The sequence below is a fragment of the Sinomonas terricola genome (assembly GCF_034931225.1).
GTDB lineage: Bacteria > Actinomycetota > Actinomycetes > Actinomycetales > Micrococcaceae > Sinomonas > Sinomonas terricola.
The window spans coordinates 170,785-184,902 of sequence record NZ_JAYGGQ010000003.1 but is presented as its reverse complement, the minus strand read 5'-3'; the positions used below and the strand labels follow the sequence as shown (position 1 = coordinate 184,902).

Annotated in this window: 14 protein-coding genes; 6 read left to right on the top strand and 8 right to left on the bottom strand. The window is 70.4% G+C overall.

Annotation, left to right across the window (positions count from 1 at the left end):
* Positions 1-23 precede the first annotated feature (23 nt).
* On the bottom strand, positions 24-1,625 hold the full coding sequence (locus SPF06_RS06620) for an ABC-F family ATP-binding cassette domain-containing protein (RefSeq protein WP_323278216.1): 1,602 nt from the start codon (positions 1,623-1,625) through the stop codon (positions 24-26).
* Positions 1,626-1,809: 184 nt separating this feature from the next.
* On the opposite strand from SPF06_RS06620, the gene SPF06_RS06615 reads away from it, so the two are divergent.
* Genes SPF06_RS06615 through SPF06_RS06605 form a run of 3 tightly spaced genes read left to right on the top strand, consistent with a single transcriptional unit; the run spans position 1,810 to position 3,778 of the window.
* Positions 1,810-2,442 carry a biotin transporter BioY gene (locus tag SPF06_RS06615; RefSeq protein ID WP_323278215.1) on the top strand — a complete coding sequence of 211 codons (633 nt, stop codon included), beginning with the start codon at positions 1,810-1,812 and terminating at the stop codon, positions 2,440-2,442.
* Positions 2,439-3,152, top strand: coding sequence for an energy-coupling factor ABC transporter ATP-binding protein (locus SPF06_RS06610; protein ID WP_323278214.1), 714 nt, complete (start codon positions 2,439-2,441; stop codon positions 3,150-3,152). Before SPF06_RS06615 ends, SPF06_RS06610 begins: the two co-directional genes overlap by 4 nt.
* Positions 3,152-3,778 (top strand): energy-coupling factor transporter transmembrane component T family protein, encoded by a 627-nt coding sequence (locus SPF06_RS06605; RefSeq protein ID WP_323278213.1) that lies wholly within the window; start codon positions 3,152-3,154, stop codon positions 3,776-3,778. The genes SPF06_RS06610 and SPF06_RS06605 overlap by 1 nt, the downstream gene beginning before the upstream one ends.
* Here SPF06_RS06605 and SPF06_RS06600 read toward each other — a convergent pair.
* From SPF06_RS06600 to SPF06_RS06570, 7 genes are all read right to left on the bottom strand, one after another.
* Positions 3,775-5,007: a thiolase family protein gene (locus SPF06_RS06600; protein WP_323278212.1), complete on the bottom strand. Its 1,233-nt coding sequence runs from the start codon at positions 5,005-5,007 to the stop codon at positions 3,775-3,777. The two genes, SPF06_RS06605 and SPF06_RS06600, sit on opposite strands and share 4 nt — an antisense overlap.
* Positions 4,988-6,388, bottom strand: coding sequence for a class I adenylate-forming enzyme family protein (locus SPF06_RS06595; RefSeq protein WP_323278211.1), 1,401 nt, complete (start codon positions 6,386-6,388; stop codon positions 4,988-4,990). Before SPF06_RS06595 ends, SPF06_RS06600 begins: the two co-directional genes overlap by 20 nt.
* Before the next feature lie 122 nt (positions 6,389-6,510).
* Complete coding sequence (locus tag SPF06_RS06590) at positions 6,511-6,831, bottom strand: metal-sulfur cluster assembly factor (protein ID WP_428985723.1); 321 nt, start codon at positions 6,829-6,831, stop codon at positions 6,511-6,513.
* Positions 6,832-6,873: 42 nt separating this feature from the next.
* Complete coding sequence (gene sufC / locus SPF06_RS06585; protein ID WP_323278209.1) at positions 6,874-7,653, bottom strand: Fe-S cluster assembly ATPase SufC; 780 nt, start codon at positions 7,651-7,653, stop codon at positions 6,874-6,876.
* A gap of 74 nt (positions 7,654-7,727) precedes the next feature.
* Positions 7,728-9,005 carry a Fe-S cluster assembly protein SufD gene (gene sufD, locus SPF06_RS06580; RefSeq protein WP_323278208.1) on the bottom strand — a complete coding sequence of 426 codons (1,278 nt, stop codon included), beginning with the start codon at positions 9,003-9,005 and terminating at the stop codon, positions 7,728-7,730.
* The gene (gene sufB, locus SPF06_RS06575) at positions 9,005-10,474 is read right to left on the bottom strand and encodes a Fe-S cluster assembly protein SufB (RefSeq protein WP_323278207.1); all 1,470 of its coding nucleotides are present in this window, start codon (positions 10,472-10,474) and stop codon (positions 9,005-9,007) included. The genes sufD and sufB overlap by 1 nt, the downstream gene beginning before the upstream one ends.
* Complete coding sequence (locus SPF06_RS06570) at positions 10,474-11,283, bottom strand: helix-turn-helix transcriptional regulator (RefSeq protein WP_428985719.1); 810 nt, start codon at positions 11,281-11,283, stop codon at positions 10,474-10,476. The genes sufB and SPF06_RS06570 overlap by 1 nt, the downstream gene beginning before the upstream one ends.
* A gap of 125 nt (positions 11,284-11,408) precedes the next feature.
* Between SPF06_RS06570 and SPF06_RS06565 the strand changes: the two genes are divergently transcribed.
* The 3 genes from SPF06_RS06565 to SPF06_RS06555 are packed head-to-tail and all read left to right on the top strand — an operon-like array spanning position 11,409 to position 14,102.
* Positions 11,409-12,398, top strand: coding sequence for an ABC transporter ATP-binding protein (locus SPF06_RS06565; RefSeq protein WP_323278206.1), 990 nt, complete (start codon positions 11,409-11,411; stop codon positions 12,396-12,398).
* Positions 12,395-13,135, top strand: coding sequence for an ABC transporter permease (locus SPF06_RS06560; protein WP_323278205.1), 741 nt, complete (start codon positions 12,395-12,397; stop codon positions 13,133-13,135). The genes SPF06_RS06565 and SPF06_RS06560 overlap by 4 nt, the downstream gene beginning before the upstream one ends.
* A gap of 37 nt (positions 13,136-13,172) precedes the next feature.
* Positions 13,173-14,102, top strand: coding sequence for a COX15/CtaA family protein (locus SPF06_RS06555; protein ID WP_323278204.1), 930 nt, complete (start codon positions 13,173-13,175; stop codon positions 14,100-14,102).
* Positions 14,103-14,118 lie beyond the last annotated feature (16 nt).

Below are 14,118 nucleotides of genomic sequence, written 5' to 3'. Positions count from 1 at the left end.
ACGCGCCGAATCGGGCCGTACGCCTACGCGAGCGTGATGAGGTCGAGGTAGTCGGCGCTCCAGAGGTCCTCGACGCCGTCCGGAAGGAGAACGACGCGCTCGGGGTTGAGCGCTTCGACCGCACCCTCGTCGTGGCTCACCATGACGACGGCGCCCTTGTACGTCTTGAGCGCGCCGAGAATCTCGCGGCGGCTCGCGGGGTCGAGGTTGTTGGTGGGCTCGTCGAGGAGCAGGACGTTCGCGCTCGATGCGACGATCGTGGCGAGCGCGAGGCGGGTCTTCTCGCCGCCGGAGAGGACGCCGGCGGGCTTGTCGACGTCGTCGCCCGTGAAGAGGAAGGAGCCGAGGATGCCGCGAACGTCCGCGTCGCCGAGGTGGTCTGGCGCGGCGCGCCGCATGTTCTCGAGGACGGTCCGCTCCGGATCGAGCGTTTCGTGCTCCTGGGCGTAGTAGCCGACCTTGAGCCCGTGGCCGTGCTGGATCTCGCCCGTGTCCGGCGCGTCAACGCCCGCAAGCATCCGCAGGAGCGTCGTCTTGCCCGCACCGTTGAGCCCGAGGATCACGACGCGCGAGCCGCGGTCGATGGCCAGATCCACATCCGTGAAGATCTCGAGCGAGCCGTACGACTTCGAGAGGCCCTCGGCCTGGAGCGGCGTCTTGCCGCACGGGGCCGGCTCGGGGAAGCGCAGCGCGGCCACGCGATCGGACACGCGCTCGTCCGCGACCCCCGCGAGGAGGCGCTCGGCGCGCTTGGCCATGTTCTGGGCGGCGACGGCCTTCGTGGCCTTCGCCCGCATCTTGTTCGCCTGGTCGAGGAGAACCTGGGCCTTCTTCTCCGCGTTGGCGCGCTCGCGCCGTCGTGCGCGCTCATCGGTCTCGCGCTGGGTGAGGTAGCGCTTCCAACCCATGTTGTACACGTCGATGACGGCGCGGTTCGCGTCAAGGTGGAAGACCTTGTTGACTGTCGCCTCGAGCAGTTCCACGTCGTGCGAGATGACGATGAGGCCGCCCTGATGGGCCTTGAGGAAGTCGCGAAGCCAGGCGATCGAGTCGCCGTCGAGGTGGTTCGTGGGCTCGTCGAGGAGGAGCGTGTCCGCGGACGAGTAGAGGATGCGGGCGAGCTCCACGCGGCGGCGCTGACCGCCGGAAAGCGTCCGCAGCGGCTGGTTGAGGATGCGGTCCGGCAGGGCGAGATTCGCCGAGATCGCGGCGGCCTCCGCCTCGGCAGCGTAGCCGCCGCCCGCGAGGAATTCGGCCTCGAGGCGGTCGTACCGCGCCATGGCCTTGCGCTGCGCGCCCGCATCGTCACTCGCCATCGCGGTCTGCGCCTCGCGGAGCTTGCGGACGACGACGTCGAGCCCCCGCGCCGAGAGGATGCGGTCCCGCGCGAGCTGCTCCATGTCCGGGGTCCGCGGATCCTGCGGGAGGTAGCCGATCTCGCCGCTGCGGGTCACGGCGCCCGCGGCCGGGGTGCCCTCGCCCGCGAGGACGCGCGTGAGCGTCGTCTTGCCCGCTCCGTTGCGGCCGACCAGGCCGATCTTGTCGCCCTTGTCGATCCTGAACGTCACCTCATCCATGAGCAGGCGCGCGCCGGCACGGAGTTCGAGGTTCTGGACAGTGATCACTGTGGGTAAGGCCTTTCGGGATGCGGCCCGGATGCGGGCCTCGACCAGTCTACCGGCCGCCGTTGTGGCCGCCCGCCAAGGGCGAGGCGCGCGGGCTCGTGGGAGTCCCACAAAATCGAGGACGACGGCGGAACGTAGCCTTCTGCATAGGCGCCGGCGCACGCCGGCCGCAAGGGAGGAATCCATGAGCCAGAAGACCAGATCTGCAGAATCAGCAGGGAATGGGGCTGCCCGCCGTCGTCCGTGGGACGCGCAGTCCCTCGCCCTCGTCGCCGTGTTCGCGGCACTCATTGCCGCTTCCGCCATCGTCCCCGGCATCCCGGTCGGCAGCTTCGGCGTGCCGATCACGCTCCAGACGCTCGCGATCGCGCTCACGGGGCTCGTGCTCGGCGGGACGCGGGCCGCCGCGGCAGTCGGGCTCTACCTCGTACTCGCCTTCGCGGGCCTGCCGATCTTCTCGGGCGGCCGCGCAGGGCTCCAGATCCTCGCGGGCGGATCCGCCGGCTACATTGTCGCTTTCCTCGTGGGCGCGTTCGTGCTCGGCCTGCTCGCCCAGGCAGTCATCCGCCGCTTCGCGGCGAAGCGACGCGCGGTGTGGTTCTTCCTCGCCGCGACGCTCGTCTCCGTCGTCGTCATCCACGGCTTCGGCGTGCTTGGGATGATGATCAACCTCAAGCTCTCGTGGCAGGCCGCGTTCGTCGCGGACCTGGCCTATTACCCGGGCGACATCCTCAAGAACATCGTCGCCTCCCTCGCCGCGGTCGCGGTCCACAGGGCATTCCCCGACGTGCTCGTGCGCAGGGTCAAGGCCGCGTGAGCCGAATCGAGCTCGACGGCGTCCGCGTCGCCGTCACCCTTGAGGACCAGCCGGACCGGCAGGTCCTCAAAGGCGTGACGGCAGTGCTCACGGAGCAGCGCGTCGCCGTCATCGGGGCCAACGGATCGGGCAAGTCCACGCTTCTGCGGCTGCTCAACGGCCTGGTCGCACCCACGGACGGAACGGTCACCGTCGACGAACTGGACACGGTGCGCGACGGTCGCACGGTGCGTCAGCGCGTCGGCTTCGTGTTCACCGATCCGCTCTCGCAGCTCGTCATGCCGACCGGGCGCGAAGACGTCGAGCTCTCGTTGCGCCGTCGGCATCGGAATCGCGCCGACCGGGTCGCAGCGGCGCAGGCCGTGCTCGACCGCTTCGCCCTCGGACCGCTCGCCGATCAGAGCGTCTACGAGCTCTCGGGCGGCGAACGCCAGCTCATGGCGCTCGCCGCCGTGCTCGCCGCAGACCCCGACGTGCTCGTCCTCGACGAGCCATCGACGCTTCTCGACCTGCGCAACCGCGAACTTCTCCGCCGCACGCTCGCGGGACTACCCCAGCAGGTCGTCTACTCGACCCACGACCTCGAACTCGCGCTCGACGCCGAGAGGGCGCTCGTCGTCGACGACGGGGCCATAGCGTTCGACGGCGCGCCCGCCGAGGCCGTCGACTTCTACCGCGCGCTGTGCGCAGCGCCGTCTGAGGCCACGTGATGCGCGGCCCACTGCCTCACGGGGTGCTCGCGGGCTACGTCAGCGGGAACTCCTGGCTGCATCACACGCCGCTATGGGCGAAGTTCCTCGGCGTGGTCGCCGCAGGGTCTGCGAGCTTCGTGCTGCTCGACTGGCGCGTCTCGGCTGCAGCCGTCGCGCTCGTGCTCGTGGCATGGCTATCGGCTGGCCTCGGATGGCGGCGGCTGGCCGCCTCGGCGCGGCTCGTCGCCCCGATGTGCCTTGTGCTGGGTGCGTTCCAGTGGTGGCAGCTCGGCCCGGCGACCGCAGCCCGCATCGTCTTGAATCTCGTGCTGTGCTTCGTCGCCGCGGGCCTGCTCACGGCGACCGTGCCGCTGCGCGAGCTGCTCGACGCCGTCGTCCGCCTCGCGGGGCCCTTCCGCCGGCTCGGCGCGGACCCGGAGCGCCTTGCGCTGGCGATCGCGATCATGCTGCGAAGCATCCCCGTCCTCGCGGGAGCGTTCGCCGATGTCGGCACGGCCGCCCGCGCGCGCGGCCTCGAACGGTCCGTGCGCGCCCGCACCGTCCCGGTCGTGCTCTCTGCCGTGGCCTATGCGCGCCGCACCGGGGAAGCGCTCGCGGCTCGGGGCCTCGGCGACGCGGACTAGCTCGGGAGGCGACACGCCTCGAACAGTGCCGCCGTGCCGATCCCGCCCGCCGAGCTGACCATCGCGGCGCACAGGGCGCCCTCGGGCAGCGACTGGGCTCGCGCCATGAGCCGCACGACCGAGACGGCGCCCGAAGCCCCATACGCGTGCCCGAGGGCGAGCGCCCCGCCGTCGGTGTTGAGGACGGACTCGACGAACTCGTCGTCGGCCCCGAGCCGGTCCAGGCACGCGAGCACCTGGCCCGCGAACGCCTCGTTGAACTCGAGAGCCGCAAGGTCCCGCAGGCCGACGCCTTGGTCGGCGAAGAGCCGCTCCGCCGCCGCGGCGGCGCCCAGCCCTAGGCGGCGCGGATCGACACCGACCGTCGCGGCGCCCCGGAATGCGAGCCCCATCCGTGGCCTTTCCTTCTCGGTGAGCGGGGGCACGGGGAGGGAGCCCCCAGGCGAGACGATCAGGACCGCCGCTGCGCCGTCCGCATCGAAGCACGAGTTGCCCGCCGTCACGGTCCCTCCCGCCGCGAAGGCCCCCGGGAACCGCGCGAGCAGGCGCCCGTCGAGGCGCGGGCGCGGGCCGTTGTCCGCCCGCACCCACCCTTCGGCTGTGTGCAGCGGCACGAGCTCGTCGTCGAACGCCCCCGTCGCAATGGCCTTGAGGGCGCGCCGATGACTCCGAAGGGCGAACGCGTCCTGCCGCGCGCGGGACACGCAGGCCTCGCGCGCCACGGTCTCGGCCGCGAAGCCCATGTCCGGATCGCCGGGCTCGTCCTCCCCCGGCCGGGACGGCGCATGCTGGGCGCGCGCGAAGAACTCGACGGCCCCGTCTGGCCCGCGGCGCCCGCGCACGGGAGCCGTGCTGATCGACTCGACGCCGCCCGCGAGGTAGGCGCGACCGGGTTCTGCCGCGGCGAGCCGGCACGCGAGCACGATCGCGTCGAGGCCTGAGCCGCATTGCCGGTCGACCGTCAGGCCTGGAAGCGCATCGGGCAGCCCCGCCTCGAGCGCGGCGAGCCGTGCCACGTTGCCTCCCCCGCCGACGGCGTTGCCGAGAACGACATCGGCGAGCGCGTCCCTGCCCACGCCGCAGCGCCTAACAAGCGCGCCGAGAACCGAGGCGGCGAGACGATGGGCCGGCTCACCCGCGAGTTGGGTTCCCGCGCGGGCGAGCGGCGTGCGCAAGCCCGCGACGACGAGCGGCGTACCCGCGGAGAGGTCAGTCGAGCGGGCGGGCACGCGGATCCCCCTCGACCACCCAGCGCTGGAACTGCGCGCGGCTGAGCTTGCCGCGCTCCGTGACCGGAAGCTCTTCAAGCTCGACGTACTGCAGGGGTCGCTTCGCGGGAGCGAGGCGCCCCTCGAGGCCCGCCCGGAGCTGGAGCTGTGAGAGCCCCGCGTGCGCCGGGACGACGCCCGCGACGACGCGCTGGCCGCGGACGTCGTCGGGAATCCCCGCGACGACGACCTCGGCGACGCCGGGAAGCATCGCGAGGGCCGCCTCGACCTCGTGGGGGTACACATTGTGGCCCCCGGTGTTGATCATGTCCTGGGTGCGCCCGAGCACGTGCAGCTCGCCGTCTGCGAGGAAACCCTGGTCGCGCACGGTGCACCAGGGGCCGAAGCGGGTGAAGGCCTGGCCGTCGTCGCCCCACACGTAGCCCTCGCTCACGAGGCGGCTCCGCACGCTGATGTTGCCGGTCTCCCCATCGGCCACGGACGCGCCGCCGTCGTCGAGGATGGCGAGGTCCACGCCGGGAAACGCACGTCCGACGGCGGTCCCCACCTCGGCGTGCCCCTCGTCGGGCCTGTGGGCGGTCGCGGCCACGAAGCTCAGCTCCGACGCGCCGTAGTACTCCCATACGACCGCGTGCGGCGCCCAGCGTCGGGCCGCCTCGAGGGTCCGGCGATCGAGCTTCTGGCCCGAGCACACGATCGCCGTGATCCCGCTCGCGTCCACGTCTCCCGCGAGGCCGCGCTCCGCGAGGACCCTCAGCATGGTCGGGACGAGGACGAGGCGCGTCACGCCGCGGCGGCGGATCTCTGCGTGCGCGTCCGCGACGTCGAACGACGGGAGGGTGTGGAACGACGCACCGGAAAAGAGGCATTCCGAGAGCGTGTAGAGGTTGAGGCTCGCGGACAGCGGACCTGGGGCGAGCACGCGGTCCTCGGCCGAGAGGCCGAAGAGGGTGCTCGATGCCTCGAAGGATTGGCGCCACGACGCGCGCGTGCGGGCGAAGGCCTTGGGCACCGAGGTGGTTCCCGACGTGAGGCCGACGAGGAACGACGACGCCGGGTCGCCATCGTGCAGCTCGGCCGGAGGCATGGTCACGGCGCCCCAACGGGCCTCGAGGAGTGCGCGCACGTCGTCGGAGAGCGTCTTGGGCCACTGCGGGTCCAGGACCGCGCATTCGCGAGCCTCGGCCACGCCTGCGGCCCACCGCACCGCGAAGTCGACGCCGTTGGGCGCCTGCAGCACGCGCACATCCTCGCCCGATCGCGCGAGCCGTGCCGCGGCGTCCGCGAGCCCGGCCCACGTGAGGTGTTCGGAACCGCAGACGACGGCGGGGTCATCCGCCTTGTCGAGGGCCCACGCCGAAAGGCGGTCCAGGAAAGGCATCCTCCGATTCTACCGGCGCCCCCGCGGCGGGCGTCGCTTCGTGAGCGCGGATGACGACGGCGGCCGGCGACCTTCCGCAGGGAAGGCCACCGGCCGCCGTCGCACGCCTCGCGCTGGAGGACTCAGATGTTGAAGCCGAGCGCACGCATCTGGTCGCGCCCGTCCTCGGTGATCCGATCGGGGCCCCACGGCGGCATCCACACCCAGTTGAGGCGCCATTCGTCCACGACGCCGTCGAGCGCCTGGCCCACCTGCTCCTCGAGCATGTCGGTCAGCGGGCATGCCGCGGTGGTCAGCGTCATGCTGATCAGCAGCGCCCCGTCCTCGCCGTATTCGAGCCCGTAGACCAGGCCGAGATCCACGACGTTGACGCCGAGTTCGGGGTCGATCACATCCTTGAGACGCTCCTCGACGTCCTCGAGCGAGGTCTGCTCCGGCTGGATCTCGGCCGCAGGCTGGGCATCAGACACAGTGTCTCCTTAGATTCAGGCCTGAACGTGCACGGCGGAGCCGGCGCCGGCGAGGTAACGGTCGTAGCCCTCGTCCTCGAGGCGGTCGGCGAGCTCGGGGCCGCCCTCTTCGGCGATCTTGCCATCCACGAACACGTGGACGAACTCGGGCTTGATGTAGCGCAGGATCCGCGTGTAGTGCGTGATGAGCAGCGTGCCCATGTTGCCGCTCGCCTGGGCGCGGTTGACGCCCTCGGAGACGACCTTGAGGGCGTCGACGTCGAGGCCCGAGTCCGTTTCGTCGAGCACGGCGAACTTCGGCTTGAAGAGCTCGAGCTGGAGGATCTCGACGCGCTTCTTCTCGCCGCCCGAGAAGCCCTCGTTGATGTTGCGCTGGGCGAAGTCGGCATCGATGCGCAGCTGCGCCATCGCGTCCTTGACCTCCTTCGTCCAGGTGCGGATCGCCGGGGCCTTGCCGTCGATCGCGGCCTTCGCCGTGCGGAGGAAGTTCGTCATCGTGACGCCTGGCACCTCGACCGGGTACTGCATCGCGAGGAAGAGGCCCGCGCGGGCGCGCTCGTCGACGCTCATCGCGAGGACGTCCTCGCCGTCGAGCGTGATGGAGCCCGACGTGACGGTGTAGCGCGGGTGGCCCGCGATGGTCGAGGCGAGCGTGGACTTGCCCGAGCCGTTGGGGCCCATGATCGCGTGCGTCTCGCCCGTCTTCACGGTAAGCGTGACGCCCTTGAGGATCTCCTTGACGCCCTGCTCCGTCTCGATCGAGACGTGCAGGTCCTTGATCTCCAGAGTCGACATGTGTGCTTCTCCTAGTGCCCCCGGGGGGGCTGTGTTCTAGCGGCGCCCGGTGCTGCCGGGCCCAATCCTGTGGGTCAGTTGTCTCCGGCTTCGAGCTCGCGCTCGACGGCCTCGATGAGGTGCTCTTCGATGGACGGAACGCCGATCTTCTGGATGATCTCGTTCAGGAACCCGCGTACCACGAGGCGACGGGCCACATCCTCCGGAATGCCGCGCGCCATGAGGTAGAACAGATGCTCGTCGTCGAAGCGGCCGGTCGCGCTCGCGTGACCCGCGCCCTCAATGAGCCCCGTCTCGATCTCGAGGTTCGGCACGGAGTCGGCCCGGCAGCCGTCGGTCAGCACGAGGTTCTGGTTCTTCTCGTAGCTGTCGGTGCCCTCGGCCTGCTTCTGGATGAGCACGTCGCCGACCCACACCGTGTGCGCGTCCTTGCCCTGGAGCGCGCCCTTGTAGAGCACGTTCGAGATGCAGTTGGGCTGCGCGTGGTCGATGAAGGTGCGGTGCTCGAGGTGCTGGCCCGCGTCCGCGAAGTAGAGGCCGTACACCTCGGCCTCGCCGCCCGGCTGGGCGAAGCGGACAGTCGGAGTGAGGCGCACGAGCGAGCCGCCGAGGCTCACCGCGACGTGCTTGATCTTCGCCTCGCGTCCTACTGCAACCTGCTGCGACGAGACATGGATCGAATCATCGTTCCATTCCTGCAGCGAGACGACCGTGAGGTCGGCACGATCGCCGACGACGACCTCGACGTTCTCGGAGACGACCGCCTGGCCCTCGTGGATGAGGACGACGACGGCGCGGGCGCCTTCCTCGGCGACGATCACGACGTGCTGGGCTGCTGCCGCGAGCCCCGCTCCGCTCAAGGTGACGAGGACGCGCTCGTCGAGCTCCGCCCCAGCCGGGATCGTCACGACGGTTGCCTCGCCGAAGTGCGCCCACGCGTTCGCCGAGACGCGGTCCTCGGGAATGCCGGCCGAGCCGATCCGCGCGTCGTCGCGACCGACCGTCTCGACGCGGACCGCTTCGGGCGCCTCGACCGCGACAGCCGGGGCCGCGCCGTCGAGCCCGTCCTTGTGCAGGCCGCCGAGGCGACGGAGCGGCGTGAAGCGCCACTCCTCCTCGGTGCCCTTGAGCTCGGGGAAGTCGGCAAGGCTGTACGACGTGAGGCGGCCCGCCCGCGAGCTGTCCGGGATGCCGTAGCCGCCGCCGTGCGAGTGGCTCTTCGCCGCGGCCCCGCCGAGCGGACCCGTGACGACGGGCTCCGGCGAGAGGCTTTCGCCCTCCTCCGTGAAACCGGCAATCGACGGCGCGCCGATGCGTGCCTTCTCGTCAGTGGGCGTGGTGGTTTCAGTCATCAACCGACGGACCCTTCCATCTGCAGTTCAATGAGGCGGTTCAGCTCGAGGGCGTATTCCATGGGAAGCTCGCGCGCGATGGGCTCGATGAAGCCGCGCACGATCATGGCCATGGCCTCGTCCTCGGGGAGTCCGCGGGACATGAGGTAGAACAGCTGCTCCTCGCTCACCCGGGACACCGTGGCCTCGTGGCCGAGCACCACGTCATCCTCACGGATGTCGATGTACGGGTAGGTGTCGGAGCGGGAGATCGTGTCGACGAGGAGGGCATCGCAGCGCACGGTGTTGGCCGAGTGCTTCGCGCCCTCGCGCACCTGGACGAGGCCGCGGTAGGCCGCGCGGCCGCCGTTGCGGGCCACCGACTTCGAGACGATCGAGGACTTCGTGTTCGGCGCGATGTGCACCATCTTGGAGCCCGTGTCCTGATGCTGGCCCTCGCCCGCGAACGCGATCGAGAGGGTCTCGCCCTTCGCGTGCTCACCCACGAGGTACACCGCCGGGTACTTCATCGTGACCTTCGAGCCGATGTTGCCGTCGATCCACTCCATCGTCGCGCCCTCATGGCAGATGGCGCGCTTCGTGACGAGGTTGTAGACGTTGTTCGACCAGTTCTGGATCGTCGTGTAGCGGACGCGCGCGCCCTTCTTGACGATGATCTCGACGACGGCGGAGTGCAGCGAGTCCGACGAGTAGATCGGGGCCGTGCAGCCCTCGATGTAGTGAACGTAGGAATCCTCGTCCGCGATGATCAGCGTGCGCTCGAACTGGCCCATGTTCTCCGTGTTGATGCGGAAATAGGCCTGGAGCGGGATCTCGACGTGGACGCCCTTCGGCACGTAGACGAACGAGCCGCCGGACCACACGGCCGTGTTGAGCGACGCGAACTTGTTGTCGCCGACCGGGATGACCGTGCCGAAGTACTCCTGGAAGAACTCCGGGTGCTCCTTGAGCGCGGTGTCCGTGTCGAGGAAGATCACACCCTGCTTCTCGAGGTCCTCGCGGATCTGGTGGTACACGACCTCGGACTCGTACTGGGCCGCGACGCCTGCGACGAGGCGGCTGCGCTCTGCCTCGGGGATGCCGAGCTTCTCGTACGTCGAGCGGATGTCCTCGGGAAGGTCCTCCCACGACTCCGCCTGCTTCTCCGTCGAGCGCACGAAGTACTTGATGTTGTCGAAGTCGATGCCCGAGAGGTCAGCGCCCCACAGCGGCATCGGCTTGCGGTCGAAGTACTTGAGGCCCTTGAGGCGCAGGTCGAGCATCCATTCGGGCTCGCCCTTCTTCGCGGAGATGTCGCGGACCACGTCTTCGTCCAGACCACGTCGCGCGTTGGCGCCGGCGATGTCCGAGTCGGCCCAGCCGTACTCGTAGTTGCCGATCCCGTGGAGCTCGGGGTTCTTCTCTAGAATCTCCGAGATCACCGTGGGCTCAACGTCCACGCTGTGCTTCTCGGCCAATTGATCCGTCATCACGGCCTCTCGTCTGGTAGGAATTCGCTAGCGTCGGGGGTGTCGTCAGCGTGGTGGTCTGGGGTTCCGGCCACCGGCGGGTTCGCGCCGCGGCCCGTAGGAATGTGGGTCGTGCACACGTGCCCGCCGCCCGCGAGCGTCGAGAGCCGCCGCACGTCGACCCCGAGGAGCCGCGAGAAGACCGCGGTCTCGGTGTCGCAGAAGGCCGGGAACTCGGCCGCGAGCTGCTGGACGGGGCAGTGCCCCTGGCACAGCTGGACGCTCGCCATGTGGGCGGGCAGCGGCACACGGCTCGCGACCTCGGCGGCGGACGCCACGAAGCCGTCGCGCGTGAGCGCCTCGGCCAGCGCTCGCGAGCGAGCTGCGACGTCGTCACCCACTGCGTCGACCACCGGCTGGTAGCGGCGCTCCATGGCGCCGAAGCGCTCCTCGGCGAAGTCCTCGACGGCGCCGGGTCCGGCCAGCTCTGCGAGCCGATGGAGGGCCGTGCGCGCGATGTCGAGGTAATCGTCGCCGATGGACGACTGGCCCCGCGACGTCAGGACGTAGCGACGGGCAGGCCTGCCCGCGCCCGTGCCGGAGGTTGCGACCCGCTTCACCTCGACGACGCCGTCGCGCGTGAGGGCGTCGAGGTGCCGGCGCACAGCTGCGGGAGTAATGCTGAGCATCTCCCCGAGCTCCGCGGCACTCACCGGACCGTGTTCGAGCACGGCTCCCAGGACACGGTTGCGCGTGCGCTGCTCGGCGTCGCCGCGCACCGCGCGGCCACTGGCGGCGCGGTTGCTCGGGTACTGAGCCACGGAATACACAAAACAATCATTGCCTAATATGCCGAGGTCATCCAGTAAGGCGGGGCTTAGTTGAATGACTGATGCGTCACACAGCCGCACGGACCCCACGGACCGAGCTGTACTACCGTGCGTAGAATGTATGGGTGCTCAGAACCGGTGACCCCTGCCTCGAAATCGAGGGGCTGATCCACGACGTCGGCCCGATCGCCGCCGAGGGGGGCCGGATGAAGCGAGTGCTCGCCGGCGTCGACCTCGCCGCCCACCGCGGGCAGGTCACCGTTCTCCTGGGCGTCAACGGCGCCGGAAAGACGACGACCCTCGAATGCGCTCAGGGGCTCCGCCGCCGCACGGGAGGCACCGTCCGCCTGCTCGGCCAAGACCCCCAGACGGCGAGCGCCGAGCTCCGCTCGCGCGTCGGCGTCATGCTCCAGGACGGCGGACTGCCCCCGTCGGCCCGCCCCCTCGCCCTCCTTCGGCACGTCGCGGGCATGTATCGCGATCCCCTCCCCGTCGCCGAGCTCGCCGAGCGGCTCGGCCTCAACGAGTTCGCGGGCACCACGATCCGCCGCCTCTCCGGAGGCCAGAAGCAGCGCGTCGCGCTCGCCGCCGCCCTCATCGGGCGCCCCGACGTCGTCTTCCTCGATGAACCGAGCGCGGGCCTCGACCCCCAGTCCCGCCAAGTCGTCTTCGACCTCATCGCCGACCTGCGCACCCAGGGACTCGGCATCATCCTCACAACGCACCTGCTCGACGACGCCGAAAGGCTCGCTGACTGGGTCGCGATCCTCGACCGCGGCCGCATCGTCGCCGAGGGGACCGTCGCCGAACTCCTCGGCACGGCAACGACGACGGCGCGGCGCCTCACCCTGCGGGCGACGGCGGGCCTCGACCTCGCCGAGGCGTTCGCCGGCACCGGCCCGGTGGACATCGCCGAAGCGCCGGCAGGCCACTACACGATCGACGGCGAGCTCACGACCGCACACCTCGCGGCCCTCACGCGCTGGCTCGACGCGCGCGGGATCATGCCGAGCTCGCTCGAGCTCGGGCGCCACAGCCTCGAGGACGTGTTCCTCGGCATCGCCGAGGCCTCCGCGGAGGAAGAGCTCGCCAGCACCGCAAGGAAGACCGCATGAGCGCCGCTCCACTCGCCGCCCGCGTGTGGCAGCAGGGCCGCTATGAGACGCTCGCGATGCTGCGCAACGGCGAGCAGCTCGTCCTCATGCTCGTCCTGCCGCTCATCGCGATCATCGGCCTCACGGTCACCCCGTTCCTCGACGGCCTCGGGGCGAGCCGCATCGACGTCGCGGCCCCCGGTGTGCTAGCGCTGTGCACGCTCTCGGTCGGCTTCACCGGCCAGGGGATCGCGACGGGCTTCGACCGCCGCTACGGCGTGCTCCGCTTCCTCTCGACCACGCCGCTCGGGCGCGCGGGCCTCATCTCGGGCAAGGTCATCGCCGTCCTCTCGGTCTTCGCCCTCCAGGTCGTCGTGATCGGCGGTGTCGCGCTCGCGCTCGGCTGGCGGCCGTCGTTCCCCGGTGCCATCCTCGGCGTCGTCCTGCTCGGTCTCGGCGCCGCTGTGTTCACGGCGCTCGGCCTGCTCATCGCGGGGACCGCCCGGCCGGAGGCGACGCTCGCCGTCACGAACCTCGTGTGGATCCTGTTCGGCGCCTTCGGCGGCATCGCTCTGCCGAGCACGCGGCTCCCGTCGCAGATCGCCGGGATCGTCGGGTTCCTCCCGTCGGGGGCCCTCGGCGACGCGGCGCGCGCGGCGTTCCTGCACGGAGAGCTCGACGTCCCCGCCGCCGTCGTCCTCCTGATCTGGGGGGCGATCGCTGGCCTCGCCGCCGTGAGATGGTTCAAGTGGTCCTGATTCGGCCCCGGAAGAAAGCTCGGAAGAAAGACTGACTATGTCCCAGACCGCCGTCGCCCGCTTCGTCGGCTGGCTCCCCCGCGAAGTCGACACGCGCGTGCGCGCGCTCGCCGCGGCGTCGCTCGTCGGCCAGATCGTGCTCATCGTCACCGGCGGGGCCGTGCGCCTCACCTCTTCAGGCCTCGGCTGCCCCACGTGGCCACGCTGCACGGCCACCTCGCTCACGACGACCGCCGAGATGGGCTACCACGGCATCATCGAGTTCGGGAACCGCCTGCTCACGTTCGCGCTCGGCGCTGTCGCCCTCGCGATGGTCGTCGCGCTCTGGAACCTCCGCAAAGAGCGCCGCGACCTGTTCTGGCTCGCAATCGCCCTGCTCGCGAGCATCCCCGCCCAGGCGGTCATCGGCGGCGTCTCCGTTCTCACGCAGCTCAACCCCTGGGTCGTCGCGCTGCACTTCCTCGTCTCGATGGCGCTCGTCGTCTTCGCCACGCTCCTCGTCAACCGCGCGTACGGGCGAACCGGACCGCACATGTCCAGAACACTCCCCGAACTGCCCGGCTCGATGCGACCCGTCATGCTCGCGACGGCCGTCGCGGCCGCGGTCGCCGTCGTGCTCGGTGTCGTCGTCACGGGCGCCGGCCCCCATGCCGGGGACGCGAACGCCCCGCGCAACGGGCTCGACTGGGATCTCGTCTCCCATATCCACGCAGTCCCGGCCTACCTCGTCACGTTCGGCGCCCTGTTCGGCGTCGTCGTCGCATTGTCCCGCGGGGTGCGGGGGCCGTTCCGGAACGCCGTCGTCGTGCTCCTCGGGCTCACAGTGCTCCAAGCGGCGATCGGCATCACTCAGTACTACACGGGCATCCCGGCACTTCTCGTCGGGCTTCACATGTTCGTTGCGGCACTGCTCATGGCGGCTGCCGTCAACGCCGCGGACCTGGCCGGTTCGAGCCCGAAAGCCTGATCCGGCACGCTCCTGA

Bases quoted from the DNA above. Each gene is read 5' to 3' on its own strand.
- SPF06_RS06615 (WP_323278215.1), top strand. From the start codon at position 1,810: ATGAGCCAGAAGACCAGATCTGCAGAATCAGCAGGGAATGGGGCTGCC.
- SPF06_RS06605 (WP_323278213.1), top strand. From the start codon at position 3,152: ATGCGCGGCCCACTGCCTCACGGGGTGCTCGCGGGCTACGTCAGCGGG.
- SPF06_RS06595 (WP_323278211.1), bottom strand. From the start codon at position 6,388: ATGCCTTTCCTGGACCGCCTTTCGGCGTGGGCCCTCGACAAGGCGGAT.
- sufC (WP_323278209.1), bottom strand. From the start codon at position 7,653: ATGTCGACTCTGGAGATCAAGGACCTGCACGTCTCGATCGAGACGGAG.
- sufD (WP_323278208.1), bottom strand. From the start codon at position 9,005: ATGACTGAAACCACCACGCCCACTGACGAGAAGGCACGCATCGGCGCG.
- sufB (WP_323278207.1), bottom strand. From the start codon at position 10,474: ATGACGGATCAATTGGCCGAGAAGCACAGCGTGGACGTTGAGCCCACG.
- SPF06_RS06560 (WP_323278205.1), top strand. From the start codon at position 12,395: ATGAGCGCCGCTCCACTCGCCGCCCGCGTGTGGCAGCAGGGCCGCTAT.
- SPF06_RS06555 (WP_323278204.1), top strand. From the start codon at position 13,173: ATGTCCCAGACCGCCGTCGCCCGCTTCGTCGGCTGGCTCCCCCGCGAA.